We start from the raw sequence: 25,131 nt of genomic DNA, 5'->3' as shown, positions 1-25,131 counted from the left end.
GATAACCAGCGCCGCCGCCAAGACCAAAGTCCCGCTGGCCGCCGCCGATGAACAGGCTTCTACGGGCCCACAGCCCAACCGTCAACGGCCAAATGACGGGGAAACGAAATTTTCGCGACGAAAGCGTCATCGCGCCTCACACGGCCCTGGAGACGTAGGGAAACAGGGCTGCAAGCCGGCTGCTCAGTCCGATCTGTCTTCAGCACGCACCTCTCTCAGCGTCCTTGGTCATCTTTCTGGACAGACAGGGGAGGGCGCGACGCCGTTCGGGTTTGACACCGGCGCGGGGGCCGTCGACACCGCCGGTGCCGCTCCTGCTGCCCCCCCCCGCTGCAGGGTGCCGTCGGACGCCGACCTGGAACGAAAGAGGCCAACCTTGACGGAGCAATCCGGCGCCGCCCGCATCCCGATTGCGCCAGCGGACAGGGGACCCGATGACCAAGCCGATGCGGACCCACGCGTCACCGCACTGCTTGCCCGAATCGCATCCTTCGCCGACGCCCCCACGCCGAATGGCGACCGCTTCGATTGTCGGGGCATCGACCTGCGGGGTCTCGGTCTCGGCCGCTCGCTCGATCCGGGTCGAGCCGGTTCCGGCGTGATGCCGGCCTGGTGGGACGGACAGCAGAACGGGCTTCGCCTCGCCAACGTGGATCTGCACGAGGCCACCCTCGAGGAAACGGACCTGGGCGGCGCGAACCTGACGGGCGCGAACCTTTCCGGTGCTCTCGGGCGCTCCGCCCGCTTCGATGGAGCCGTACTGGAGGAAGCCGATCTCGGCGGCGCCGATCTCAGCGGCGCCCACTTCACCGCAATGGCCGGAGGCGAGGCCAATTTCGACGAGGCCATGCTGGAAGACGCCCGTTTCGGCCAGGCTTCCATGCGTTTCGCCAAGCTGCGTCGCGCCCTCCTGGACGGCGCCGATTTCACCGGCGCCGACCTGTGGGGGGCCGACCTCACGGGTGCAGATGCGGATTACACGGTGTTTCGCGGCACCCGCCTCGACGAAGCCAAGCTCGGCAACGTCAACCTCACCTACGCGGATTTCGAGGGCGCCAGCCTGAAGAAGGCCAATCTCGCCGGATCGCGCCTGCAGGGCGCCAACTTCACCGGGGTCAAGCTCGACGGGGCGATCCTCGACGGCGCCGATTTCTCCGAGACCAGCCTGGTACGGCTCAACCTCTCCACCTGTTCCCTGCGCCACGTGCGCTTCGCCGGAGCCTGGCTCAACGGCACGCGGATGCGGGCCGAGCAGCTCGGCGGGGCCGTGGGCGAGGAGATCGCCGGCGAGTACAAGGCCGCGCAGGCGAGCTACCTCGCCCTGGAACAGAACTTCAAGAGCATCGGCGCCCAGGACGAGGCGAGCTGGGCCTACAAGCGCGGGCGCCGCATGGGCCGGTTCCACGCGGGCACCGAAGCGCGGGCAGCCTGGCATGCCCGCTCCGGCCGGGATCTGGCGCGGCACGGCTACCAGTGGGTCGCCGACCGCTTCGTCGAGTGGCTGTGCGATTACGGCGAGAGCCTGTCGCGCATCGCGCGGGCCTTCGTCCTCGTCATCGGCCTGTTCGCCGTGCTCTACGGCGTCGCCGGCGGTTTGATCCGCGAGGGCGGCGACGGCAGCCCGACCTACAACGTCCTCGATCTCGTGAGCTACAGCGCCCTCAACATGATGACGGCCAACCCACCCGAGATCGGCATCAAGCCCATCGGACGCTTCACCAACCTCCTGGTGGGCATCGAGGGCGCTGCGGGCATCATCCTCATGGGACTGTTCGGCTTCATCCTCGGCAACCGCCTCCGGCGCTGACGCGTTCGGCGAGCACCGGATTCGCCGGGTTCCCCGCGGCACCGACCCCTTCCCCAATCTCCAGCCCAGGCGGCCCGATGACCCTAGCCTCCCCTCCGCGTTCCGCCGGTGGCCGGCGCGAGACGCGCCTGCTCGGCGGCCTGCCGGGCTCCCCCCTCGCCCTGGTGCTCATCGGCATCGCCGTGGCGGCGGGGATCGCGAACTATTGGGTGGGTGAGGCACGCCGGACGGAAGGCACGCGCCAGCACGCGGTGCTGACCCTGAGCGATCGCCTGCTCGCCAACATGGTCGAACTCGAAACCGGCATGCGTGGCTACATGCTGTTCGGGTCCGAGGAATACCTCGAGCCGTACCAGGCCGCCCAGGACACCGTCGGCGGGCAACTCGACGCCATCGAGTCTCTGACCAAGGATTCCTCTGGCCCAGGTCCCGGGCGCCTGCGCACCTTCGTGGAGGCCAAGCGCGCCTTCGCCGCCCGCGTCATCGCGGTGCGGCGGGCCGAAGGCTACGATCCGGCCGTGGTGCTGGCGCGGACCGGCGAGGGCAAGCGCACCATGGACGGGGTCCGGGCGGCGGCGAAGGCCCTGCAGGACCATGCCAATGCGAGTCTGGAGCGGATCGAGGGCCAGGACCGGACCTGGTCGCTGGTGCTCCTCCTCGTCTCCATCGCCTCGGCGTTGGCGGCGGTGGGGCTGCTCGGTCGCCTCGCCCTCGTGCGCCGGCGTGAGGAACAGCGCACGGCCGCCCTCCTCGACGGGGTGTTCGCGAATGCCCCCGTCGGCCTCGGCTTCCTCGACCGGGACTTGCGCATCCGTCACATGAACCGGGCGCTCGCCACCATGAACGAGCGCGGATTCGGAGCCGATCTCGGCGCGCCGATCTGGGCCATGCTGCCGACCCTGCAGGAGCAGCTGACCCCCAAGCTCCGGGCCGCCCGGGACGAAGGCCTCGTCACCACCAACGTCGATGTCGCCGTCCCGACCCCGAGCGCTCCGCGTGGGGTGCGCCACTTCCTGATGAGCTTCTACCCCCTTCGCGACAGCACCGGCGCGGGCGGCGCACAGGCCGATGGCGTCGGCCTCGTCGTGTCCGACGAAACCCTGCGCAAGCTGTCCGAGGAGCGCATGCGCCACAGCGAGGAGCGCTTCCGGTCACTGACCGAGGCCACCAGCGCGATCGTCTGGACGACGACGCCCGAGGGTGGCTTCGAGGTGACACCCTCGGAATGGACCCGTTTCACTGGTCAGACACCGCAGGCGGCCGCCGGGGCCGGGTGGCTGGAGGCGATCCACCCGGATGACCGGGCACGCACCAACGCGACGTGGATCAAGGCGGTGGACAGCCTTTCCCCCTACGAGATCGAGCATCGCATCCGCCGCCACGACGGCATCTGGCGGATCATGTCCGCCCGCGCCGTCCCGATCCTCGAGGAGAACGGTAGCATCCGCGAATGGGTGGGCACCCATTCAGACGTCACCGCGCGCAAGGAGGCCGAACTGGCGCTGGCCGCCGCCAAGGAGGCGGCGGAGGAGGCCAACCGGGCAAAGAGCCAGTTCCTCGCCAACATGAGCCACGAGTTGCGCACGCCGCTCTCCGCAGTGATCGGTTATTCGGAGATGCTGCAGGAGGAGATGGAGGATCTCGGCGAGGAGAGCCTCCTCGTCGACATGCGCAAGATCGAGGCGAACGCGCGACACCTCCTCGGGCTCATCAACGATGTCCTCGACCTGTCGAAGATCGAGGCCGAGCGGATGGAGATCTACGCCGAGACCTTCTCCGTCGCCGAGATCGTTCGGGATGTCGCCGCCACCGTGGAGACCCTCGTCGACAAGAAGGGCAACACCCTCGCGATCGAGGTCGCCGACGACCTCGGCGAAGCGCATACGGACCAGACCAAGCTGCGTCAGTGCCTCATCAACCTCCTGAGCAACGCGGCCAAGTTCACCGAGGGCGGCCAGATCACCCTGTCGGCCACGCGGAGCGAGGCGAGCGGGAGCGGGTGGCTCAACTTCCACGTCATCGATACGGGCATCGGCATGACGCCCGAGCAGCAGGCCAAGCTGTTCCAGCGCTTCACCCAGGCGGACGCCTCGACGACGCGGCGCTTCGGTGGCACCGGCCTCGGCCTCGCCATCACCCGCGCCTTCGCCGACATGCTCGGTGGCGCCATCGAGGTGACGAGCCAGGAGGGTGTCGGCACCACTTTCACCCTCCGGGTGCCGGCCGACTACGTCAGCACCTCGCCCCTGGAGGCCATCGGGCACGACGGCCCGCATGCGAGTCACCGCCTGCCCATGCCCGATGTCGCCTCGGGCAGCCACGTTCTCATCATCGACGACGACCCCTCGACGCGGGACCTTCTCGCACGCTTCCTCGAGCGCGATGGTTTCAGCGTGACGACGGCGAGCGACGGGCGCGAGGGCGTCGAACGGGCGCGAAACCTGCGGCCCCGGGTCATTCTCCTCGACGTGACCATGCCGCGCATGGACGGCTGGTCGGTGCTGCGCACCCTGCGGGCCGACCCGGAGCTCGGGGCCACGCCGATCATCATGGTGACCGTCCTCGACGAGCAGAACCTCGCCTTCTCGCTCGGGGCCACGGACTATCTTCAGAAGCCCATCGAGTGGACTCAGCTGAAGACCGCCATGGAGCGGTTCAAACCTTCGGAGAACGAGGGACCGGTGCTCATCATCGACGACGATCCCGATGCCCGCGAGCGGATGTCCGCGATGCTGATCCGCGAGGGCTGGCGGGTCGCCTCGGCCGAGAACGGCATCGCCGGACTCGAGGCGACGGCGGCCAAGAAGCCTTGCCTCATCCTCCTCGACCTGATGATGCCCGAGATGGACGGTTTCGGGTTCCTCAGGGCCCTGCGCGGCAAAGCGGAATGGCGCGACATTCCCGTGGTGGTGCTCACCGCCAAGGACGTGACCGCGGAGGACCGTCGTCGCCTGGCGGGTCAGGCCGACCGGGTGCTCCAGAAGGGCCGCCTCAGCCTCAGCGATCTCTCGGAATCGCTTCGCTCGCTGGTGGCGCCGGGGGCCTGAGCACGGTGCGTGCCGGGTGATCGCTCCGCCCACCGGACGACGTCATAGAACGCGCCTACGACAGGCGGCGCATCCGGTGCGACGGATGCGCCGCCTGTCGTAGCGTGAAGACCGACCTCGGAACCGTGCCTTCGCGGCGCGGCCGCGAGCGCCAGCCGCATCCGCCGCTGTGAGGCGTCACGCAGCCACGGACGGTCCGAGCAGGTGTGGGATCGCCTGGGTGGGGGCGGGCGCGGCCTCGATGGGATCGGGACGGCGCTCGGAGAATCGCAGCGCCGCGTCGAGCGCCCCGTTCAGCGAAGTGACCAGCACGTCGGCCGAGATCGTGCGGCGGAGCCGGTCGAGGGAGGCGGGATCGCGCTCGCGCCAGAAGCCGACCAGAACCTTCACGCCGGGAATCGCCTGCCGCGCCTGGCGGACGTTGAGCCGGATCTGCGAGAGGCTCACCGGCTCGAGGTAGGAGAAGCACACCATGGCGATGCCGCCGACGATTTCGGGCCGCTCGCCCTGGCGCAGGGCCGCCATGGACATGACCTGCGCGGCCAATCCGTGCTGGCCCAGAATCTGGCTCAGCATCAGGGTGGCGGCCTCGTCGAACGGACCACGGCTCGACACGCACAGGACGGGGCAGGGACCGCGCCAGCCCGGCGCGAGATCGGCTTGAGCCCGCACGATGGCAGCCACCTGGCGATCGGGGCCGACGGCCGCGACGGCCGCCGAGGCCTCGGTGTTGCCGGTCTTCGCGCGGCCGCTCTTGGCTCGGCGCACGGGACGGGTGCCGAGACGCGTCACCACGGTGCGCAGCGACGTCCCGACCTCGCCCTGACGTTCGCGGTCCAGGGCCCCCCGCGCGAGATCCTCCTGCGCCAGGAGGAGGCCGGCGAGCACCACCTCGTCGTAATAGGTCACGAGGGCGCGCGCCTTGAGAAACAGTTCACCCTGATCGATGGCCTCGGCCGGATCGCCCGCCAGCATGCGCTGGTAGAAGATCTCCGGCGGCGACAGGGCGGGCTGATCGCCCAGGATCACGTCGAGGAACCACAGGCGCTCGATGTGGCGGCCCAGCACCACGAGACACACGGTGATCGGGGTGGCGAGGACGAGGCCGATGGGCCCCCACAGGAAGGCCCAGAGCGTGGCGGCGAGGATGACCGCGATGGGCGAGAGCCCGGTCGAATGACCGTAGAGCAGCGGTTCGATGACATGGCCGGCGATGGGCTCGACTACGACGAACAGAACCGCCGTGGCGATCACCATGGTCCAGCCCGGGTCCACCGCCGCCGCCACCACGAGGGGCAGCAGGGCACTGATGGCGGCCCCGACATAGGGTACGAATCGCATGATGGCGGCGAGCACGCCGAACAGGATCGGGTTGGGCACGCCGATCCACCACAGGCCGAGGCCGATGACGACCCCGAAGGCGATGTTGAGGCAGAGCTGGGCGAGGAAGAACCGGCTGAGACGGCTGACGGCGTCGTCGATGGCGGCCGTGGTCCGCCGCAGGTCGCCCGAGCCCGCGAGCCGGATGGCGCGGTTGCGCAGGTCCTCGCGCTGCAGGAGGATGAAGATCGTGAAGATCAGAATCAGTCCGGTGGTGGCGAGCGGGTGCAGGATGGGGGCCGCAAAAGCCCCGAGGGTGCCCAAAAACCCAACCTTGGCCGCCGCGATCTGCACGTGGAGCGGACGGTCGAGGCTGCCGTTGCTGCCCTGGGTGACGGCGTCCTTCAGCTCGGGCTGAAGCTGCGCGCCGATGTCCTGCACCATGTCGATCACCCGGGTGAGGGTGCCGCTTCCGGCGGTCGCATCCTTCAGGGAGGCGATCTTGTCGCGCATGGTCAGCTGATAGCGCGGCAGGTCGGCGGCGAGTTGCGCCGCCTCGTTGGCAATGAGCAGCGCGATGCCGAGCAACGCTCCGAAGGCGGCGATCACCACCAGCATCACCGCCAGGGCCCGCGGAACGCGAACGCGCCGCAGCAGGCGAACGGCCGGGACGAGGACGAAACTGAGCAGGATGGCCAGTGTCACCGGCACGAAGATGTCCCGGCCGAAATACAGGGCCGCCGCGATGGTGATGACGAGCAGGCACGACGCCAGGGTCGTGAAGACCGGCATCGCCTGCCGGAGCAGGCGGGCGGTGATGGGATCGTCGCTCATGGGTACGCTATGGTCTCGTCAAGGGGGAGAGCGACGGGAGGATGCCGGGCAGGCTCAGGCGGCGACGGGCGCTTGCGGACCGACGGCGGCGTTGATCTGCGTCAGGAGCTTCGAGAAATCGACGGGCTTGGGGTGGTAGTCGTTACAGCCCGCCTGGATCGCCTTGTCGCGGTCGCCCGACATGGCATGCGCCGTCAGCGCGATGATCGGAATGCCCTGCGTGTCGCTGCCGGATTTCAGGACGCGGGCGGCCGACCAACCGTCGAGGATCGGCAGGTTCATGTCGAGGAGGATCACGTCGGGCCGGGCCGTGCGAGCCTGTTGCACGCCGGCCTCGCCGTCATGGGCGAGGATGACTTCGTACCCGCGGCGCTTCAGCCGACGGGACAGGAAGTCCCAGATTTCCTCATGGTCTTCCACCAACAAGATCTTGGCCATCATCCGCTCCCCTGAATGTCCCTTCGAACGGTCCCTCGCGCCGGTCGGCGCGAAACGGCTCCGCCTGCCCATGTCCGCAAGGACCGGGCCTTCCATCGCCGCATTCGAGCCGGCGCGCGGGGAGGAGCCCCGGTCAGATCACCGGTAACCCCGCACGCCTGTGCCGCCACGAACGCTGGCCCTCGTCGCCGGCCGGACCACGCCTTGCCGACGCCGCCCGACCCTTCACCGTGCTGTGAACGCACAAGTCGCACGAACGGTCCCACCCCGCGCGCGGATCGGGCGAACGAGACGGTGACGCTTCAGCGCCGGACGGTCGCGGCGGGCTGAGGTCCCGGCAGCAGGCCGCTGTCCTGCATCACGATCAGGCCGAGCATCGCCGCCAGCAGCGTCGCCAGGGAGGCGAGGCGCCCAAGATGGCGCCGCCAGACCATCATGACGACGAAGACGACCAACAGAGCCAGGAGAAGCACGAAGGTGAGCATCGGAGCAGGCTCGGAACAAGAGGTGAGGGAAGCGAGGCCGGCCCGCGCGCCGCCGGTTCGATGGACACCCTCCGCCGGAGAGCCCGAGCGGTCATGTCCTGTCGATGACGGGCTGTCACGTCCGAATCGTCACGGACTCCGCCCGGCGGAGCAGGGTGGCGCTCGAATGCGAACGGCGCCCGATCGAATTTCAACCCGGGACGGAGAGCGTCCGCGCCACCGCGCCCGCGAGGCCGGCAGCCTGATTGCGGATGTCGGGTACGGCCGTGCACTCCCACAGCACGCCACGCAGGAGCGGACCGACCACCCAGAGGGGGCCAGCCTGCACCGAACCGCGGGCCGCGAGGTCGGCGGACGCGTCGAGGCCGATCCCGAACGGTCCCGGCCGGACCAGCCCACGCTCCATCAATCGGCGAATCAACGGATCGTCGGTCTCCGCCACGCGTCCGATGCCGGTGGCGTCGAGGATGCACTGGACGGCGAGGGGCTCGTCCTCGGCCGCTCCGCGCGGACGCTGGGTCACGATGGCCTCGGCCGCCGTGTCGGTGATGGAGCGGATCCGCCCGGCCCGCACCACCAGGGTGCCGCGGGCGATCTCGTCGGCGATGGCCTCGGCGGCCGGCGGCGCCGCGCGGTGCCGGTGGATGTCCCAGAACGGACGCAGGTGGCGCAGGAAGCGGGCCTGCTCGGAGGCGGGCAGATCGCGCCACACGGTATCGGTGACCGGCCGCAGGGCGTCGATCACTCCGCGCCAGCCGAGGCCCGCCGCTCCCGCCCGCTCGATCTCGCGCCGGATGCGGGCGGCGAGGGCGGATACCGTGTTCACGCCGGTGAGATCCGGCATCGGCCACGGCTGGACGGGCGCATGGGCGCTGGGGAGAAGGCCCCGCCGGGACAGGGCGACGATCCGTCCGGGAAACCCGTGCCGCCGCAGGGCCGCCACGGCGTCCACCATGGTCAGGCCTGTGCCGACGATGAGGACCGTTCGATCCGGGTGCAGGCGGCCGAAGCTCTCGGGCGCCCATGGGTCGGCCTGGTGGCGACTGCGCGGCGCCCCCGGTGCGCCGAGGTTGCCCATGGCGAGGACGGCGCCGGCAATGGGGTAGGACGCGCCGCCCTCCGTGCGGAGGGTGAAACCGCCGGGTGCCGGCTCGAGGTCGGTCACGGCATCGTTGACGAGGTCGAGGCGGGGCGGCCCGTCGCCCCCCGTCACCGCACGGGTGAGAAGATCGGTGAGGTAGCGTCCGTAGAGGCCGCGTGCCGCGAAGGTGCCGCCGGGCGTGACGCGGATGCCGGAGGCTTCGTCGCCGTCGAAGGTCGATTGGGCGAGCCAATCGGAGAAGTGCTCGGGCTGGTCGGGAAAGGCGCTCATGTTCGCCGCCCGGACGTTGAGGAGGTGATCCGGGTTGCCGGTGGCGTAGGCCCGCCCCCGACCGAAGGTGCCCGCGCGCTCGCACAGGAGCACGCGCCGCTGAGGCTCCAGGCGCGCCAGGAGCTGGATCGCGCTCATGGTGCCGCTGAAGCCCGCGCCGATCACGGCGATGGGACGCGGGGACTCCCTCGATGTCATCCGTTCTTTCCAGCTCCACTGACCGGCCGCCAGACTAGGGATGTCCTTTAAAACGAACAAGGCCGGCAGGTGAATTTTGGAAGTCCCCCGCGAAACGGTGGCTTCGCACACGATAGTGCACATTCGCCGCACGATCGAAGGGGCGAAACATTCCTTAAAACGAACGCCGGAGCGCCGCGATCCGGGCATTCCCGACCGCTTGGCCGCCCTACCAAACGGCAGGGCCTTCCGGTAGCCTCCGGTACGGTGCGAAGGCGAGGGACGCATGAACGGGACGCGGCTCCATCCCGGCTACCCGGCACCGGCGGCGGTGCTGGAGCTGCTCAAGCCGGTGACGTGGTTCCCACCCATGTGGGCCTTCGGCTGCGGCGTGGTCGCCTCGGGCGTGCCGCTGGCCGGCCATTGGGGCGTGGCGCTGACAGGGCTCCTCCTCGCCGGTCCCCTGGTCTGCGCCACGAGTCAGGCGGTCAACGACTGGTTCGACCGGGAGGTCGATGCCATCAACGAACCCCACCGACCCATCCCCTCGGGCCGCATCCCCGGCCGCTGGGGCCTCGCGATCGCGTGGGCCTGGACCGGCCTCTCGCTCGCCGTGGCAGCCGGTCTCGGGCTTTGGGTCTTCCTCGCGGCCGTCCTCGGTCTGGCCCTGGCCTGGGCCTACAGCGCGCCGCCCCCGCGGCTGAAGCGGAACGGCTGGTGGGGCAACGCCGCCTGTGGGCTCTGCTACGAGGGCTTGGCCTGGGTGACGGGGCATGCGGCGATGCTGGGCGGCGCCCTGCCGCCGGCCACCTCCCTGATCCTGGCCGCCCTCTACAGCGCCGGCGCCCACGGCATCATGACCCTCAACGACTTCAAGTCCGTCGCGGGTGACCGCCAGATGGGCATCCGCTCCCTGCCGGCGAGCCTCGGGCCGGACCGCGCCGCGCATGTGGCGTGCTGGGTCATGGCCGTCCCCCAGGGAGCGGTCATCGGCCTCCTGCTGTCATGGGGCCGTCCCGTCGAGGCGGGCATCGTCGCGGCGCTCCTGGCCGGACAGGTCGCGATGATGCGTCACTTCCTCGCCAGCCCGACGGAGCGGGCGCTCTGGTACAGCGGCTTCGGCGTGCCCCTCTACGTGTTCGGCATGCTGGCGAGCGCCTTCGCGGCGCGCGCCCTGACGTAACGGAGCGGCCCGGTCTCACGCCCGCCGCACGGACCGGCGCGGGAGGCGTCCCCGGCGCAACGATCGTGATCCGCCGACCATTGTGGAATGACATCGGGCCGCCGTCCACAACCGGGAGGCCCCCGGGCGGCGCACGAACCCTTGTCGCCCTCGCGGAAGTCGGCAAGGCTACGCGCGGGACGAGCCGTTGATGCGCGTTCCCAACAGAACCGAGCAACAGAACAGCTCAAGAGAGCCGGCGGGGATCGACGCGGACGCGATGCGGGACACCAGCGAAGCGAGCGCCGGGAGCGCCGGCCCTGGACGCAGGTCGACCGGCGCCGGCCATGCTTTGGTCCGTTTGATGCTTGGCGAGCCAACCCGGGTCCATCCGGGCCTCATCGGGCGTTCTCTCACTGCCATCACCGCTTCGCTCGCCCTGTCCCCCCGCGTCACGCGCGCCCCTCGCGCGATTCGGGGCCCTGAGCGTGCGAGACCATCCGGCGGCCCGCTCGATGGCGCCGCGACAGCCCCGCCCACAAGGAAGACGATGCGATGAACTACAACTGGAACTGGGGCATCTTCTTCGAAGCGTCGCCCGAGGGCACCGGCACCTACGCGGACATGCTGCTGTCGGGGCTGGCATGGACCATCGTCACGGCGCTCTGCTCCTGGGTCATCGCGTTTCTCCTCGGATCCCTCGTCGGCGTGATGCGGACCTTGCCGAACCGGGCCGCCAACGCCGTGGGCACGGCCTATGTCGAGCTGTTCCGCAACATCCCCCTGCTGGTTCAGATGTTCCTCTGGTACTTCGTCCTCCCCGAGGTGCTGCCAGAACAATGGGGCTCCTGGCTCAAGCAGCTCCCCAACGCACCCTTCTACACCGCCGTGCTGTGTCTCGGCTTCTTCACCGCCTCGCGCGTCGCCGAGCAGGTCCGCGCCGGCATCCAGTCCCTGCCACGGGGCCAGAAGATGGCCGGCACGGCCTTGGGCCTGACCGTGGGTCAGACCTACCGCTACGTACTGCTGCCCAACGCCTACCGCATCATCCTGCCGCCCCTGACGTCCGAATTCCTCAACAATCTCAAGAACACCTCCGTGGCCTTGACCATCGGCCTGCTGGAGCTCACGGCGCGTGCCCGCGCCATGCAGGAATTCTCGTTCCAGGTGTTCGAGGCCTTCACCGCCGCCACGATCCTCTACGTGCTCATCAACGTCGGAGTGATCTTCATCTCGTCCTGGATCGAGCGCCGCGTCGCCGTCCCGGGCAGCCGCTGAGGGTGCAATCCTCGCCTTCGCCCCATCAGAGGTAGCCTCCCATGCTCGCGAATTTCGATTTCTCCGTCATCACCAACTCGCTGCCCTACCTGTTCTTCGAGGGGATGCGCTTCACCCTGACCCTGACGGCGCTGGCCGCCGTCGGCGGCATCGTGCTCGGCACCTTCATCGCGATGATGCGGCTCTCGGGGCTTCCGGTGATCCCCCTGGTCGCCAAGGGCTACGTCAACCTGTTCCGGTCCCTGCCCCTCGTGCTGGTGATCTTCTGGTTCTACTTCCTGGTGCCGTATCTCGGCCAATGGGTGACGGGTGCAGACCGTCCGATGACGGTGGGGGCCTTCACCTCCTCGCTCGTGACCTTCACCCTGTTCGAGGCGGCGTACTTCTCCGAGATCATGCGCGCGGGCATCCAGTCGATCCCCAAGGGTCAGGCGGCCGCCGCTTCGGCGCTCGGCATGACCTACTGGACCTCCATGCGGACGGTGATCCTGCCCCAGGTCTTCCGCAACATGACCCCGATCCTGCTCACCCAGACCATCGTGCTGTTCCAGGATACGTCGCTCGTCTACGTGCTCTCGATCACCGACTTCCTCGGGGCCGCCTCGAAGATCGCCCAGCGCGATGGGCGCCTGGTGGAAATGTATCTGTTCGCGGCGGTCGTCTACTTCGCGGTGTGCTTCGCGGCCTCCCTGGCGGTGCGCCACCTGCAGAAGAAGATCGCCATCATCCGCTGATCGCCCGCCCCTCAACGCCTTCCATCGAGGATCGCCCCATGCGCGCCCCCCTGAATACTTCGTCGGCTCCTTCCGTCGGGACCGGCCCGATGATCACCATGACCAACGTCAGCAAGTGGTACGGGGACTTCAAGGTCCTGACCGACTGCACCACCGCGGTGAACAAGGGCGAGGTCGTCGTCGTCTGCGGGCCGTCCGGCTCGGGCAAATCAACCCTGATCAAGTGCGTCAACGCCCTGGAGCCGTTCCAGGAGGGGCAGGTGGTGGTGGACGGCACGCCCGTGCGCGACAAGCGCACGAACCTGCCCAAGCTCCGCGCCCGGGTCGGCATGGTGTTCCAGCACTTCGAGCTGTTCCCGCACCTCTCCATCGCCGAGAACCTCACCCTGGCCCAGGTCATGGTGCTTGGGCGCGACCGGGGCGCCGCCCTCGACAGCGGCATGGTGCTCCTCGACCGCGTCGGCCTGTCCGCCCACGCCAAGAAGTTCCCCGGCCAGCTCTCCGGCGGGCAGCAGCAGCGCGTGGCCATCGCCCGAGCGCTCGCCATGAACCCCATCGTCATGCTGTTCGACGAGCCCACATCGGCCCTCGATCCCGAGATGGTCGGCGAGGTTCTCGACGTCATGGTCCAGCTCGCCCGCGAGGGCATGACCATGATGTGCGTGACCCACGAGATGGGATTCGCCCGAAAGGTCGCCAATCGGGTGATCTTCATGGACAAGGGCGAGATCGTCGAGGACGCCACCAAGGACGACTTCTTCGGCAACGCCCGCTCGGAGCGCGCGCAGAACTTCCTCTCCAAGATCCTTCAGCACTGAAGGATCCCTCGGCACGGAATCCTGCAGAACCGAGTACAGCCACGGCGGACGGCCGGCCTTGACCGGAGCCGCGTTCTGAGGCCGGACTTCGATGGATGCGCCGGCGCGGGGCCGGCGGTCGGTCGAGTGGACCGCATGGGTAGACGAGCGCTTCTCCCTTGGGCCGGTCTCGCCCTCGCGGCAGGCCTTCTGGCGGGCACCGGCGCGGAGCTCCTGCCACGGGCCCACCTCGCGTGGCGGCTCCTGCGGGCGGCCGAAGATCCGCCCGCCCTGGCGCGCCTGCGCCTCGACCCCGTGGCGACGCCCGAGCGCGTAGCCGGCGAGATCGACGCCGCCCTGGCAGCGCAGGACGACAGCCTTGCCCAGAGCTTTCTCGAGCTCGCCGATGCGCGCGGGATTCCCGTCGATGCCACGCGGCGAACCCAAGTCGCCGCCTTGCAGCAGGTCGCCCCCTTGCGCACGGCACGGGCCTTTGCCGAGGGGGCCCTCACGGGGCAAGCGGACAGCGGGGTCGGCCTCGCCGGCGCCTTCGCGGCGGATCTGACCGGCCTCGGCGACCTGCGCGACCTCGCACGCGAAGGAGGGCACCTCGTGCGCGACGAACCCTACGATTCGGTTCTGCTCGGGCTGGCGAGCGTCGGGCTGGCGGCGACGGCCGCGACCTATGCGGGCGGCCTCGGCGCCGTGGCGCGCGGCGGCGCGACCCTGCTGAAGACGGCCCACCGTTCGGGGCGCCTCTCGCGTCCCCTCGCGGCGAGCCTCGGCCGATTGGCCCGGGAGAGCGTCGATCCGGCCGCAATGCGATCCATGGCGGTGGCCGCCGGCCGTTTCGATCTCGTCGCCGCCCGCACCGCTGCGCGCAACGGCATCCGCACGGGGGCCGTCACCGAACTGACGGCGCTCGGCGGTCGGGCCTACGCCCTGCAGACCCGGCTCGGAACGCGTGGTGTGTTTCAGGTCCTGTCGCTGGCGCGCTCTCCGGCCGAGGTCGGCCGCGCGGTGCGCCTGGCGGAGGGAATGGGCCCCGCGACGCGGGCCGTCCTCAAGCTCCTCGACCGCGCGGCTCTGGTGATCGGGGCCGTGTTCATGGAACTGGTGCGGACCGTGTGGCTGGCGCTGGGATGGTGTTGGGGGCTCGCCCTGTTCTGCCGCCGCTTGGGACTTCTGATCGGGCGCCTGATCTGGCCGAAGCCGCGGCGCGGACGCATAAACGCTGCAAGGTCTCTACCCATCGCAGCGGTCGCATCCGCCTGATCGGCCGGAGCGATCCACAATCACCGGTTTTCGCGAAAGACGCGTTCAGCGCAAAGTGGCCACCTGCATGTCGACGGACTGGGGCGCATCGGCCGCGAAGGTTCCGGCCGACGGTCCCTCGGCAACGTAGATCCGGCTCACCACCAACAACACGGCCAGCGCCCAGAACACGAGGGCGGCACGGCGTGTCTCGCCGTAGCCTCTCTGCTCAGCGCTCGGCTCCGCGCGCGGGCACACCGACGCCATCGGCTCACCGAAGGGGTCGAAGGCGGGCTGGCGCAGATCTCGAAGGTCGCTCATAGGGAGAATGTCGCGGCTCGAACCTCGCGGATCAATGGATGCGTTTTTCGAACTTGTGCGATTTCAGAGGGGCTTCTTCTCCTCTCATCACCGAGCGGGGAAGTTCCTTCCGGCCCGGCGGCAATCGCGCTTCAGACGTCCGCCTCGATGTCTGACCAGCTCCATCGAGCAGGCCCGAAAGGCGAGGCGGGGCCGACCGCTCTTCTTCCGGGCCTCCTCGTGTGCCTAGCAATCACGGGCGTCGCCAGGCTGCTGCAGGCCGGCGAGGAACACGTCTTCGAGCATCCCTATGTCGAGGCCCTGGTCATGGCGATCCTCCTCGGCATCGCCGTACGCAGCGTCTGGCAGCCGGGCGACCGCTTCCGCCGGGGCATCGCCTTCAGCGCCAAGCAGGTGCTCGAAGTGGCGGTCACCCTGCTCGGCGCTTCCCTCAGCCTCGGGGCCATCGTCGCCTCGGGGCCGGCCCTGCTCACCGGCATCGTCGGCACGGTGGTGGTGACCATCGGCGCCAGCTACGCCATCTGCCGCCTCCTCGCCCTGCCGGCGCGGATGGCGATCCTGGTCGCCTGCGGCAACGCCATCTGCGGCAACTCCGCAATCGCGGCGGTGGCGCCCGTCATCGGCGCCGATGGCGAGGACGTGGCCGCCTCGATCGCCTTCACCGCCGTCCTCGGCGTCCTCATGGTGCTGGGCCTGCCCCTGTTCGTCCCCCTCGTCGGCCTCTCGGAGAATCAGTACGGGGTGCTCGCCGGCCTGACGGTCTACGCCGTTCCGCAGGTCCTGGCCGCGACGGTGCCGGTGGGGCTGCTCAGCACCCAGGTCGGTACCCTGGTCAAGCTCGTGCGTGTGCTCATGCTCGGGCCCGTGGTGGTCGCGTGCTCGCTGATCGCCCGCTTCCTGCCCGTGGACGGTTCGACCGCCGCCCCACGGCCGGCCACCCTGCGCCTGACCCAGCTCGTGCCGTGGTTCATCCTCGGCTTCCTCGTGCTCGCGTCGCTGCGGTCCCTCGGGCTGATCCCGGACGCCCTGGTCGGACCGCTGAAGCATCTGGCCGGTCTCCTCACCATCGTGTCGATGGCGGCGCTGGGCCTCGGCGTCGACGTCCGGGTTCTCGCCCGCGTCGGCGGCCGGGTCACCGCCGCGGTGACCGGCTCGCTCCTCGTCCTGATCGCGACGAGCCTCGTCCTCATCAAGGTCCTGGGCATCGCCTGATCCGATCCCGGCTCAGGCCGTTCCAACCTCCGCCTTGGCCTTCGCCGGGTCGGTCTCGGATTCCCCCGCGACCGCGCCCAGCAGGCTGTCGATGGCGTGGCCGCCGCCCGTGAAGCCGGCCTCGCCCAGCAGGGTCTTCAGGATCGGCGCGTTGAACTGGTAGCGCATGAGCTGGCCGGAAAGGTTCTCCCCGAAGCCGGCCGCGCCCCGGCCCGCCCCCTCACCGCCCATCATCCCGCCGGCGTCGAAGATCCGGATCGACTCGATCTTCTCCACGGCCTTCATGCTCTCGCGCAGGGCCTCGGGGACGATGGCGATGCGCTTGAGGCTGGCTTCGAAGTCCCGGGCTTCCGGCGACAGGGCGTTGCGTGCTTCGTTCATCACGCGCTCGCGCTCGGCATCGGCCGCGCCGAGCTTGGTGATCGCCTCGGCCTTCGAGGCCGCCGCCGTCGCTTCGGCCTCCGCCAGGGTGGTGATCGCCATCGCCCGGTCCTCGGCCGCCTTGCGCTCGGCCTCGGCGTTGACCGTGATGGCGGTGGCGGCCTTCTCGGCCTCCTTCTTCGCCGCGATCACCGTGACCTGGCGCTCGCGCTCGGCGATCTCGATGGATTTGGCGGTGGCGACCTTCTCCTCGGCGGACACGGCCAGCGCCTCGGCCTCCTTCGCCCGCGCCTGAGCCTCCGACTGCGCCTTGGAGCGCTCGGCGACCCGGATGGCGTTCTCCTGGATCACGAGCTGCCGGTCGCGCTCGGCCTCGGCGGTGCGGGTAGCGATGGCGAGATCGGATTCGATCCGGGCCGTCTCGGCCGCCCGGCGAGCCTCGGCCTCGCGCAGCTTCACCGCCTGCTCCCGCTCGATGCGGGCGGTCTCTTCGCTCTGCTGGGCCGCCTGCTCCGCCTTGGCCTGCTCGGCCCGGGTCTCGGCGGTACGGTTGGCGATGTCGCGGGCCTGGGCGAGCTGGGCCTCCTGCGTCTCCTTGGTGATGGTGAGCTGCTTCAGGGCCGTCTCGCGGTCCTTCTCGGCGACGTTGACCTCGGCTTCGCGGACGATCTTGTTGCGCTCCTGGCGCCGATCCTCGGTGATCTTCTTGAGGACGGTCAGGCCTTCGGCGTCGAAGGAATTGTCGGGGTTGAAGAACTCGATGGAGGTCTGGTCGAGGCGGGTGAGGGAGGCGGATTCGAGCTCGAGCCCGTTGTGGCGCAGGTCGCCCGACACGGCCTCCTGCACGCCCTTCACGAATTCCGAGCGCTTCTCCTGCAGGTCGGGCAGGGTCATGCCGGCGGCGACCGAGCGCAGGGCATCGACGAACTTCGCCTCGACGAGCTCGCTGAGCTTGCGCGCGTCGTTGGTGCGGTCGCCCAGCGTCTGGGCGGCGAGCGCGATGGAATCCTCCTTGGGCTCCACGCGCACGTAGAACTCGACGGTGATGTCGGCCCGCAGGCGGTCCTTGGTGATGAGCGAGGCCGCGCCGTCGCGCTTCACCTCGATGCGCAGGGTGTTGAGGTTCACCATGGCGATGGAGTGGAACACCGGCAGCAGCACCGCGCCGCCGTCGACCACGACCCTGCGGCCACCGAGCCCCGTGCGGACGAAGGCGGTGTCGCGCGTCGTCCGGCGGTAGAGCCGCCCGAACACGAACCCGATGCCCAGGAGGGCGACGACGACCGTGCCGACGAGCACGGCGATGTTCACGAGATCCATGGGACGAAAGCCCTTCAGTGGGAGGCGGTGAGATCGAGGGCGGCGGGGACGGCGACGAAGACGCCGCCGGCATGCTCCACCAGGAGCACGTGCGTGCCCTGCGGGATCGCGGGGCGGTCGGGCGCCGCGCGCGCCCTCAGGGAATGGGAGTTGCCGTGCCCGTCCCGAACCCGGACCTGTCCGGGCGCGCCCTGATCGAGGGGGCCGAGGGTCACTTCGGCGATCCGGCCGACGAAGTGATCCTCGTCCACGGCGTAGGTCTCGTCGCGCGGGATCAGCCGGGCGATGGTGCGGGTGGACGCCCGCAGGGTCGGGACCGTGAGGCCGAGGGCGGCGACGGCCGCGAGGGCGGCGGGCAGGGGCGCCAGGACCGCGTCCGATACCGCCTGGATCGCGAAGCCGAAGACCGTGAAGGCGGCGAGCGCCACGATGAGCAGGATGAGGAAGGGCACCCGGCCGATATTGATCCAGGACAGCCAAGTGGTGGGCGAACCGAGATGGTGGGACTCGGCTCCGAGCCCGTGCCCGCCCTCGATCTCGAACCACTGATCGACGAGGCCCGAGACGGAGTGGCCGATCACGAGGGCGACGGCCTCGACGGCGACGAGGCCGGCCATGATCCCGCCCACGACCGTGAACGGAACCAGGTGGGGGTCGGTCAACGCCATCATGACGGGAGGGTCCGGCGGATCGCGAGGAGCCGCTTGTCGATCTCGCTCGACCGGTGGAGGCGGTCGAGTTCGTCGAGATCGTCGGAGGCCGGGGCGGAGGGCAGGCCGGTGAGCCGGTCGATGGCCCGGAGGGGGCCGTCGAGGCCGCGGCGGGGCTTGCGCTCCTCGCTGCCGTAGCCCTTGAGGTCGCCCGCCTCGGGACTGGGCCGGCGCAGGAGCGCGACCCGGTGCTCGGCGTCGCGCCGGGCCGCGTTGGCGGCGTCGAAGGCGCTCTGGGCCGTCGCCATCCGCTCGGCGACGTCCTGCAGGGACGCGTCGAGGGCGCCGATCTGGGTTTCGAGATCGATCTGCCGGGCGATCCCGGCGCGCGCGGCATCCTCCCGGTCGTGCTGGAGGGCGGTGGCGATCTTCGCCGCGAGGCCCGCCACCTCGGCGGCGAGCTGGCCCCGGCGCTGCTCGATCCGGAACGCCTCGGCCTGGATGCGGCCGAGATCGGTGCGGGCCTCGGCGATGACCTCGTCGATCTCGCGCAGGGCCTGATCGGCGACGCCCTGCGGGTCACGGTTCTCGAGCCGATCGAGGGCGGCGTTCGACGCACCGGCGATGATGCGCCCGACCCGAGTCAGGATGGTCTCGGTCATGGTTGTCTGCTCCTCGATCGGTGCGTGCAGGGCGACGCCGGCATGGAGGGTGAGCGTCTCGCCCACGATGATCAGCCGTGCGGCTGAGACCTCGCGCCAGGGGCCGTCGTAGCCCTCGACGCGGTAGGACAGGGTGCGGCGGCCCGCGAGGGTGAGGATGCTGACCTGCGACGGGCCTTTGACGGAGAACAGCTTCTCGTCGAGGGGGATCGCATCGACGCCGTCGGGACTGTCGCCGAGGTGCTGGGCGTAGTCGCGGATTCCGAGGGTCACGAACCGCGACGGCAGGCCCGTCTCGGCGCGCACCTGCTGATAGGCCAGCTCCGTGAGGATCACGACATTGGCGCGCAGCCGATGCCGAGCGCGAATTTCGTCGAGGATGACGAGCATCCGCCGGTAGGCCGCGAGCAGGTCGTGGAAGGCCGCGACGTCGCCGGCCCCGGGCAGGAGGCGGTAGACGATTCGCGACGGAAGCGTACCGGATCTGGCCATGCAGAGAAGGTAAAACACCGATCCGGTGTTTTCAAGGGAATGGGCGCCTTCGACCTGCGCAGACCGATCCTCGTCCCCGGCCGTGCGTCCAGAGCGGCGACCGGTTCGGTCGACCCCGACCGAGTCGAAGCCTGCATCTTGACCGGGATCGCGCCCACGACAACGCTCGCAGAAGTAGAATTTTGCAAGGCCCTTGAACCCGCCCCCCGAACATCGACACGATGGCCGTTCGGGACGCCGGGGTCCGCCGGCGCGCCGGGGTGGACGAAGTTTTGCTTGCGGGCTGGCCCATGGATCTCAACGGCGTCACATCCGTCATCACCCCGGGACCGGCCGACGCGCTGCCCGACTGGCAGGCCGGCGATGCGTGGCTGGCGGGTGGAACCTGGCTGTTCTCGCAGCCGCAACCGCAGCTCGGCCGGCTGATCGACCTCGCCGGCCTGGGCTGGCCGACGCACGCGGTCTCGGACAGCGGCCTGACCCTGTCGGCGACGGGCACCATCGCGGAGCTCGACCGGCTGGACCTGCCGCCGGCCTGGGTCGCCTCGCCCCTCGTCGGGCAGTGCTGCCGGGCGCTGCTCGGCTCGTTCAAGATCTGGAACACGGCGACCGTCGGCGGCAACCTCTGCATGGCCCTGCCGGCCGGGCCGATGATCGCCCTGACGGCCGCCCTCGACGGCGTCTGCACCATCCGTATGCGAGGCGGGGGCGAGCGGCACCTCGCCGTCCCCGACTTCGTCCTCGGCCCCGAGCGGACGGCGCTGCAACCGGGCGAACTCCTGCGCAGCGTCGCCCTGCCGGTGGCGGCCCTGTGCCGGCGGACCGCGTTCCGACGCATCTCCCTGAGCCCGAACGGCCGCTCCGGCGCGCTGCTGATCGGGACGCGGGACGGCGCGGGGGCGTTCGTCCTGACCGTGACGGCGGCGACGCGCCGCCCGGTGAGGATCGCGTTCGACGCCGTGCCCGATGCGCAGGCCCTGCGGGAGCGGATCCTGGCGGCGATCCGCGACCCGGACTGGTACGACGACGTCCACGGCACGCCGGATTGGCGGCGTCACGTCTCCCTCTTCCTCGCAGAAGACATCCGGCAGGAGTTGACCCGATGATCCTGACCGTCAACGGGCAGGCGCAGGACGCCGCGCCGCGGCCCGGCCAGTGCCTGCGGACCCTTCTGCGGGAGCTCGGCTGGTTCGGGGTCAAGAAGGGCTGCGATGCGGGCGATTGCGGCGCCTGCACCGTGCATCTCGACGGCGAGCCGGTGCATTCCTGCCTCCTGCCCGCCTTCAGGGCCGAGGGACGCACCGTCACCACCATCGAGGGCCTCTCTGGGCCCTGTGCGCCCGGGAACGGACCGGCCGAGCACCTCCACCCGATGCAGGACGCCTTCCTGGAAGCGCAGGGCTTCCAATGCGGCTTCTGCACGCCCGGGATGATCATGACGGCGGCGGCCCTGGACCAGGGCCAGCGGAAGGACCTCGGCACGGCCCTCAAGGGCAACCTCTGCCGCTGCACCGGCTACCGCGCAATCCGCGACGCCGTGGCGGGCGTTCCTCATGCCGAGGCCCCCGGCGCCTGCGCGGACCCCGTCGGACGCAACCTTCCCGCACCGGCGAGCCGCGGCGTCGTCTCGGGGACGACCGCCTACACCCTCGACGTCGCGGTACCGGGGGTGCTGCACCTGAAGATCCTGCGCTCGCCCCACGCCCATGCGCGCATCCTGCGGATCGACCGGCACGCGGCGCTGGCCGTTCCGGGCGTGGCGGCGGTGTTCACCCACGCGGACGTGCCGCAGCGCCGGTTCTCGACGGGCCGGCACGAAAACCCGGCCGACGATGCGCCCGACACCCTGATCCTCGATCCCGTCCTGCGCTTCGTCGGCCAGCGGGTGGCCGCCGTGGTGGCCGAGACCGAGGCCGCCGCGGAGGCCGGCGTCCAGGCCCTCGTCGTCACCTACGAGACGCGGCCGGCCCTCCTCGATCCGGACGCGGCGCTCCGCCCGGACGCCCCCCTGGTGCACGATCCGAGAGACCGCGATCCGCCGCCCCCGGGGGCGGACGCACCGCCGCTCCTGCCCCATCCGAACCTCGCGGCCGAGGCCCACGGTGCCATCGGCGACGTCGAGTCGGGGTTCGCGCAAGCCGACCTGATCCACGAGGCGGAGTACGTCTCCCAGCGCGTGCAGCACGCGCATCTGGAGACCCACGGTGCCGTGGGCTGGATCGACGCGGATGGCCGGCTCGTGCTGCGCTCCTCGACGCAGGTGCCGTTCCTGACCCGGGACGCCCTCTGCGCCCTGTTCGACCTCGACCGGGCCGCGGTCCGCGTCCTGTGCGGCCGGGTCGGCGGAGGCTTCGGCGGCAAGCAGGAGATGCTGACCGAGGACCTCGTCGCCCTGGCGATCCTCAGGACCGGACGGCCGGTGCAGTGGGAGCTGACCCGCGAGGAGCAGTTCACCGCCGCCACCACGCGCCATCCCATGCGGGTGCGGGTGCGGATGGGCGCCCGGGCCGACGGCACCCTGACGGCGATCCAGCTGACGGTGCTGTCCGACACCGGCGCCTATGCCAACCATGCCGGCGGCGTTCTGCATCACGGCTGCAACGAGAGCATCGCCGCCTACAACTGCCCGAACAAGCGGGTGGACGGCTACAGCGTCTACACGAACACCCTGCCGGCGGGCGCGTTTCGCGGCTACGGCCTCAGCCAGACGATCTTCGCCGTGGAATCGGCCGTGGACGAATTGGCGCGCGGGCTCGGCCTCGATCCCTTCGCCATGCGCCGCCGCAACGCCGTGCGGCCGGGCGACCCGATGGTTTCCACCAGCCTCGAGCCCCACGACGTCGCGTACGGCTCCTACGGCCTCGACCAGTGCCTCGACCTCGCTCAGGCCGCCCTCGCCGAAGCCGCCCTCGCGGAGGATCCGGGCGCCCGCCCGCCGGGGTCGGACTGGTGCGTCGGCGAGGGCATGGCCATGGCGATGATCGATACGATTCCGCCGCGCGGCCACTTCGCCCACGCGCGGATCCGCCTCGACGGGGACGGCTACGCCTTAGCGGTGGGCACGGCCGAATTCGGCAACGGCACCAGCACGGTCCACGCCCAGATCGCCGCGCAGGCCCTCGCCACCACGCCCGACCGCATCCGCCTGATCCAGGCCGACACCGACGCCGTCCTCCACGACACCGGCGCCTACGGAAGCACCGGGATCGTGGTGGCGGGTCAGGCGAATCTTCGCGCGGCGACGGCCCTGGCCGACGCCCTCGTGCAGGCGGCCGCCGCCCGGATGGGCGTCGCCCCGGAGCACTGCCGCCTGGCGGGCGAATGCGTGGAGACGCCCGCCGGCCCGGTTCCGCTCACCGCCCTCGCGCCCCTGGAGGCGCGGGCCGAGGCCGACGGCAGTCCGCGCTCGGTGGCCTTCAACGTCCAGGCGTTCCGCGTCGCCGTGCACCCGATGAGCGGCGAGGTGCGGATTCTCGCGAGCATCCAGGCCGTGGATGCCGGCGTGGTGATCAACCCGATGCAGTGCCGCGGCCAGGTCGAGGGCGGGGTGGCGCAGGCGCTGGGCGCGGCGCTCTACGAGGATTACCGCCTCGACCACGAAGGCGGCGTCCTCACGCGGACGTTCCGCAACTACCACATCCCGGCCTGCGCCGACGTACCCGACACCCGGGTGCTGTTCGCCGAGACCCACGACCGCATCGGGCCGCTCGGCGCCAAGTCCATGAGCGAATCGCCCTACAACCCCGTCGCCCCGGCGCTGGCCAACGCGATCCGCGACGCGACGGGCGCGCGCCTCACCGCGACGCCGTTCGCGCCGGACCGGATCTTCCGTCAGGTGATGGCGGCGGTCGCGGAGCGGGAGCGCGCCGCGCCGTGATGCCGGTCAGGCCGTCCTTTCAGAAAAGATCGCCTTCTTGACGATGGCGTGGACACCCCAATTGCCGTCCACCACCTGGGTGATCCCGAAATCGACGGCGATGGACATGAGCGAGATGGCCTCGTCCTCGGTCAGCCCCTTCGCGTGCATGAGGAAGGAGCGCATCTTGCGGAAGGCGTCGCGCATGGCAAGGTCGAGGGAGGATTTCTGGAAGATCGCACTCTGCGCTTCCGGACCGAGGTCGCGCAGGTAGTTCGGATAGCTGAAGCCCGATAGCACCCACTCGTCGCGCGTCTCGATCATCGGGAAATCGAGGGCTTCGAGGGGCGTGCCGGCGAGAGCGGCCTTCTTGTGCAGGATGAATTGGAAGGTGCCCGTGAGCGAGCACTCGATCGCCGTGCCGCAGAGCTCGGAATCGCCCTGGCTGGCATGGGGATCGCCCACCGAGAACAGGGCGCCGGGCACGGCCACGGGATAATACATGGTCGCACCCTTGCCGATGCGCCAATTGTCGATGTTGCCGCCAGTGTAGCTCGGCGGGATCGAGTTCACCATGTCGGCCTCGGCCGGCGCGAGGCCCATGGTGCCGAAATGCGGACGGATCGGCACCCGGATTCCCTTGAGCACGTCGTAGGTGCGCTTGGTTTTGGTGTGATCGACGGGAAGGCCCGGGTAATCGATGATCGAGTGCAGCACCCCGTCGGGGTCGGTGACGCCGGGCCAGGGAAAGCTGTAGACCGCCTTGGCCCAGTCCCGCTCGCCGCCGGCATCGACCTCGTAGATGGTGACGATCTCGCGCTTCTTGCCCTCCAGCATGTCGTTGTAGTGGTAGCCCCACCACGCCGCCGCGTTGCTGCCGAAGGTCGAGCCCTTGAACTTCGGGTTGGCGGAGGGGCGCGGCGCCACGTCGAGGATGCGGACTTCGAGGACGTCGCCGGGCTCGGCGCCCCGGATCGCCACGGGCCCGGTGCAGATATGGACGCCGAGGCCGCCGCCCGGACCGAGCTTGGCATCCTCGGGGCCGGCGCCCCGGCGGGCGACGCCCTTCTTGTCCTTGGTCCAGAGGAATACGCTCTCGGCGCCCGGATCCCCCGTGACCATGCGTTCGGCGTCGTCGTTGGCATGGTGGGTCAGCGTCTCGATGGTGACGTAATCGCCCGACGCGATCTCGATACGGGGTTTCAGGGTCTTGCTGAAATAGCCCCAATGCACCGTCTCCGCCGTGGCGGGCAGGTGGTGGTGGGCGGCGTGCGCCGCGCTCGTACGACCAGCCTCGGCCACGGCGGGACTCACCAGGGAGAGCCCGCCGGCCGCCAGGGCCGCCGCGCCCCCGGACGCGACGAAACCGCTCTTCAGGAAGGCTCGCCGTTCGGGTTGCATGTCACGCCGGTAGCGCAGGCGATGCTCCGCGAAGGCGGCGCAGGTCGGGTCGTCGCCAAGGCACATCTCGTCTCTCCGAAGCTGAGGCGTCCGGAGCCGTGTACGCAAGGGCGCGGCCAAGCTCCGCCGGC

19 protein-coding genes are annotated in these 25,131 nt (G+C 70.2%); 10 read left to right on the top strand and 9 right to left on the bottom strand.

What is annotated here, in order from left to right; translation table 11 throughout:
- Positions 1-409: 409 nt before the first annotated feature.
- Both ASF27_RS05295 and ASF27_RS05290 read left to right on the top strand, forming a co-directional pair.
- Positions 410-1,807, top strand: coding sequence for a pentapeptide repeat-containing protein (locus ASF27_RS05295; protein WP_056263075.1), 1,398 nt, complete (start codon positions 410-412; stop codon positions 1,805-1,807).
- A 77-nt stretch (positions 1,808-1,884) separates the two neighbouring features.
- Positions 1,885-4,854 (top strand): response regulator, encoded by a 2,970-nt coding sequence (locus tag ASF27_RS05290; protein WP_056358285.1) that lies wholly within the window; start codon positions 1,885-1,887, stop codon positions 4,852-4,854.
- 177 nt (positions 4,855-5,031) lie between these two features.
- Here the strand turns inward: ASF27_RS05290 and ASF27_RS05285 are convergent, their stop codons facing one another.
- From ASF27_RS05285 to ASF27_RS05270, 4 genes are all read right to left on the bottom strand, one after another.
- Complete coding sequence (locus ASF27_RS05285; protein WP_056358282.1) at positions 5,032-7,008, bottom strand: AI-2E family transporter; 1,977 nt, start codon at positions 7,006-7,008, stop codon at positions 5,032-5,034.
- A gap of 54 nt (positions 7,009-7,062) precedes the next feature.
- Positions 7,063-7,446, bottom strand: a complete 384-nt coding sequence (locus ASF27_RS05280) for a response regulator (RefSeq protein WP_056168094.1) — start codon at positions 7,444-7,446, stop codon at positions 7,063-7,065.
- A gap of 302 nt (positions 7,447-7,748) precedes the next feature.
- Positions 7,749-7,931 (bottom strand): hypothetical protein, encoded by a 183-nt coding sequence (locus ASF27_RS05275; protein ID WP_056167800.1) that lies wholly within the window; start codon positions 7,929-7,931, stop codon positions 7,749-7,751.
- 190 nt (positions 7,932-8,121) lie between these two features.
- Complete coding sequence (locus tag ASF27_RS05270; RefSeq protein WP_056358278.1) at positions 8,122-9,501, bottom strand: FAD/NAD(P)-binding protein; 1,380 nt, start codon at positions 9,499-9,501, stop codon at positions 8,122-8,124.
- Positions 9,502-9,766: 265 nt separating this feature from the next.
- On the opposite strand from ASF27_RS05270, the gene chlG reads away from it, so the two are divergent.
- From chlG to ASF27_RS05245, 5 genes are all read left to right on the top strand, one after another.
- Positions 9,767-10,663 (top strand): chlorophyll synthase ChlG, encoded by an 897-nt coding sequence (gene chlG / locus ASF27_RS05265; RefSeq protein WP_056167807.1) that lies wholly within the window; start codon positions 9,767-9,769, stop codon positions 10,661-10,663.
- A 534-nt stretch (positions 10,664-11,197) separates the two neighbouring features.
- Positions 11,198-11,920: an amino acid ABC transporter permease gene (locus ASF27_RS05260; protein ID WP_056167810.1), complete on the top strand. Its 723-nt coding sequence runs from the start codon at positions 11,198-11,200 to the stop codon at positions 11,918-11,920.
- Positions 11,921-11,961: 41 nt separating this feature from the next.
- On the top strand, positions 11,962-12,654 hold the full coding sequence (locus ASF27_RS05255) for an ABC transporter permease subunit (RefSeq protein WP_056167813.1): 693 nt from the start codon (positions 11,962-11,964) through the stop codon (positions 12,652-12,654).
- Between the two features lie 89 nt (positions 12,655-12,743).
- Positions 12,744-13,472, top strand: coding sequence for an amino acid ABC transporter ATP-binding protein (locus ASF27_RS05250; protein ID WP_056168099.1), 729 nt, complete (start codon positions 12,744-12,746; stop codon positions 13,470-13,472).
- 135 nt (positions 13,473-13,607) lie between these two features.
- A complete protein-coding gene (locus ASF27_RS05245; protein WP_056358275.1) occupies positions 13,608-14,726 on the top strand; it encodes a hypothetical protein in 1,119 nt (372 codons plus the stop codon).
- Positions 14,727-14,771: 45 nt separating this feature from the next.
- On the opposite strand, the gene ASF27_RS05240 is transcribed toward ASF27_RS05245, so the two are convergent.
- The gene (locus tag ASF27_RS05240; RefSeq protein WP_056303599.1) at positions 14,772-15,026 is read right to left on the bottom strand and encodes a hypothetical protein; all 255 of its coding nucleotides are present in this window, start codon (positions 15,024-15,026) and stop codon (positions 14,772-14,774) included.
- A gap of 147 nt (positions 15,027-15,173) precedes the next feature.
- Between ASF27_RS05240 and ASF27_RS05235 the strand changes: the two genes are divergently transcribed.
- Entirely contained in the window at positions 15,174-16,238 is a 1,065-nt protein-coding gene (locus ASF27_RS05235) for a YeiH family protein (RefSeq protein ID WP_056167824.1), read from the top strand.
- Positions 16,239-16,250: 12 nt separating this feature from the next.
- Here the strand turns inward: ASF27_RS05235 and ASF27_RS05230 are convergent, their stop codons facing one another.
- Genes ASF27_RS05230 through ASF27_RS05220 form a run of 3 tightly spaced genes read right to left on the bottom strand, consistent with a single transcriptional unit; the run spans position 16,251 to position 19,743 of the window.
- Positions 16,251-17,939 (bottom strand): flotillin domain-containing protein, encoded by a 1,689-nt coding sequence (locus ASF27_RS05230; protein WP_056358272.1) that lies wholly within the window; start codon positions 17,937-17,939, stop codon positions 16,251-16,253.
- 14 nt (positions 17,940-17,953) lie between these two features.
- On the bottom strand, positions 17,954-18,601 hold the full coding sequence (locus ASF27_RS05225) for an OB-fold-containig protein (RefSeq protein WP_277996066.1): 648 nt from the start codon (positions 18,599-18,601) through the stop codon (positions 17,954-17,956).
- A gap of 5 nt (positions 18,602-18,606) precedes the next feature.
- Complete coding sequence (locus ASF27_RS05220; protein WP_056303606.1) at positions 18,607-19,743, bottom strand: PspA/IM30 family protein; 1,137 nt, start codon at positions 19,741-19,743, stop codon at positions 18,607-18,609.
- Positions 19,744-20,033: 290 nt separating this feature from the next.
- On the opposite strand from ASF27_RS05220, the gene ASF27_RS05215 reads away from it, so the two are divergent.
- Positions 20,034-20,849, top strand: coding sequence for an FAD binding domain-containing protein (locus tag ASF27_RS05215; RefSeq protein ID WP_056263078.1), 816 nt, complete (start codon positions 20,034-20,036; stop codon positions 20,847-20,849).
- Entirely contained in the window at positions 20,846-23,620 is a 2,775-nt protein-coding gene (locus ASF27_RS05210) for a molybdopterin cofactor-binding domain-containing protein (protein WP_056358269.1), read from the top strand. The genes ASF27_RS05215 and ASF27_RS05210 overlap by 4 nt, the downstream gene beginning before the upstream one ends.
- Before the next feature lie 6 nt (positions 23,621-23,626).
- Here the strand turns inward: ASF27_RS05210 and ASF27_RS05205 are convergent, their stop codons facing one another.
- On the bottom strand, positions 23,627-25,066 hold the full coding sequence (locus ASF27_RS05205) for an acetamidase/formamidase family protein (RefSeq protein ID WP_056358267.1): 1,440 nt from the start codon (positions 25,064-25,066) through the stop codon (positions 23,627-23,629).
- Positions 25,067-25,131: the final 65 nt, after the last annotated feature.

The sequence above is a fragment of the Methylobacterium sp. Leaf102 genome (assembly GCF_001422425.1).
GTDB lineage: Bacteria > Pseudomonadota > Alphaproteobacteria > Rhizobiales > Beijerinckiaceae > Methylobacterium.
Note: the sequence above shows the minus strand (reverse complement) of the source record. Positions and strands in the feature narration are given on the sequence as shown.

Coding starts and splice junctions, on each gene's coding strand:
- ASF27_RS05290 (WP_056358285.1), top strand. CDS start 1,885: ATGACCCTAGCCTCCCCTCCGCGTTCCGCCGGTGGCCGGCGCGAGACG.
- ASF27_RS05285 (WP_056358282.1), bottom strand. CDS start 7,008: ATGAGCGACGATCCCATCACCGCCCGCCTGCTCCGGCAGGCGATGCCG.
- ASF27_RS05280 (WP_056168094.1), bottom strand. CDS start 7,446: ATGGCCAAGATCTTGTTGGTGGAAGACCATGAGGAAATCTGGGACTTC.
- ASF27_RS05275 (WP_056167800.1), bottom strand. CDS start 7,931: ATGCTCACCTTCGTGCTTCTCCTGGCTCTGTTGGTCGTCTTCGTCGTC.
- ASF27_RS05270 (WP_056358278.1), bottom strand. CDS start 9,501: ATGACATCGAGGGAGTCCCCGCGTCCCATCGCCGTGATCGGCGCGGGC.
- chlG (WP_056167807.1), top strand. CDS start 9,767: ATGAACGGGACGCGGCTCCATCCCGGCTACCCGGCACCGGCGGCGGTG.
- ASF27_RS05260 (WP_056167810.1), top strand. CDS start 11,198: ATGAACTACAACTGGAACTGGGGCATCTTCTTCGAAGCGTCGCCCGAG.
- ASF27_RS05255 (WP_056167813.1), top strand. CDS start 11,962: ATGCTCGCGAATTTCGATTTCTCCGTCATCACCAACTCGCTGCCCTAC.
- ASF27_RS05250 (WP_056168099.1), top strand. CDS start 12,744: ATGATCACCATGACCAACGTCAGCAAGTGGTACGGGGACTTCAAGGTC.
- ASF27_RS05245 (WP_056358275.1), top strand. CDS start 13,608: ATGGGTAGACGAGCGCTTCTCCCTTGGGCCGGTCTCGCCCTCGCGGCA.
- ASF27_RS05240 (WP_056303599.1), bottom strand. CDS start 15,026: ATGAGCGACCTTCGAGATCTGCGCCAGCCCGCCTTCGACCCCTTCGGT.
- ASF27_RS05235 (WP_056167824.1), top strand. CDS start 15,174: ATGTCTGACCAGCTCCATCGAGCAGGCCCGAAAGGCGAGGCGGGGCCG.
- ASF27_RS05230 (WP_056358272.1), bottom strand. CDS start 17,939: ATGGATCTCGTGAACATCGCCGTGCTCGTCGGCACGGTCGTCGTCGCC.
- ASF27_RS05220 (WP_056303606.1), bottom strand. CDS start 19,743: ATGGCCAGATCCGGTACGCTTCCGTCGCGAATCGTCTACCGCCTCCTG.
- ASF27_RS05215 (WP_056263078.1), top strand. CDS start 20,034: ATGGATCTCAACGGCGTCACATCCGTCATCACCCCGGGACCGGCCGAC.
- ASF27_RS05210 (WP_056358269.1), top strand. CDS start 20,846: ATGATCCTGACCGTCAACGGGCAGGCGCAGGACGCCGCGCCGCGGCCC.
- ASF27_RS05205 (WP_056358267.1), bottom strand. CDS start 25,066: ATGTGCCTTGGCGACGACCCGACCTGCGCCGCCTTCGCGGAGCATCGC.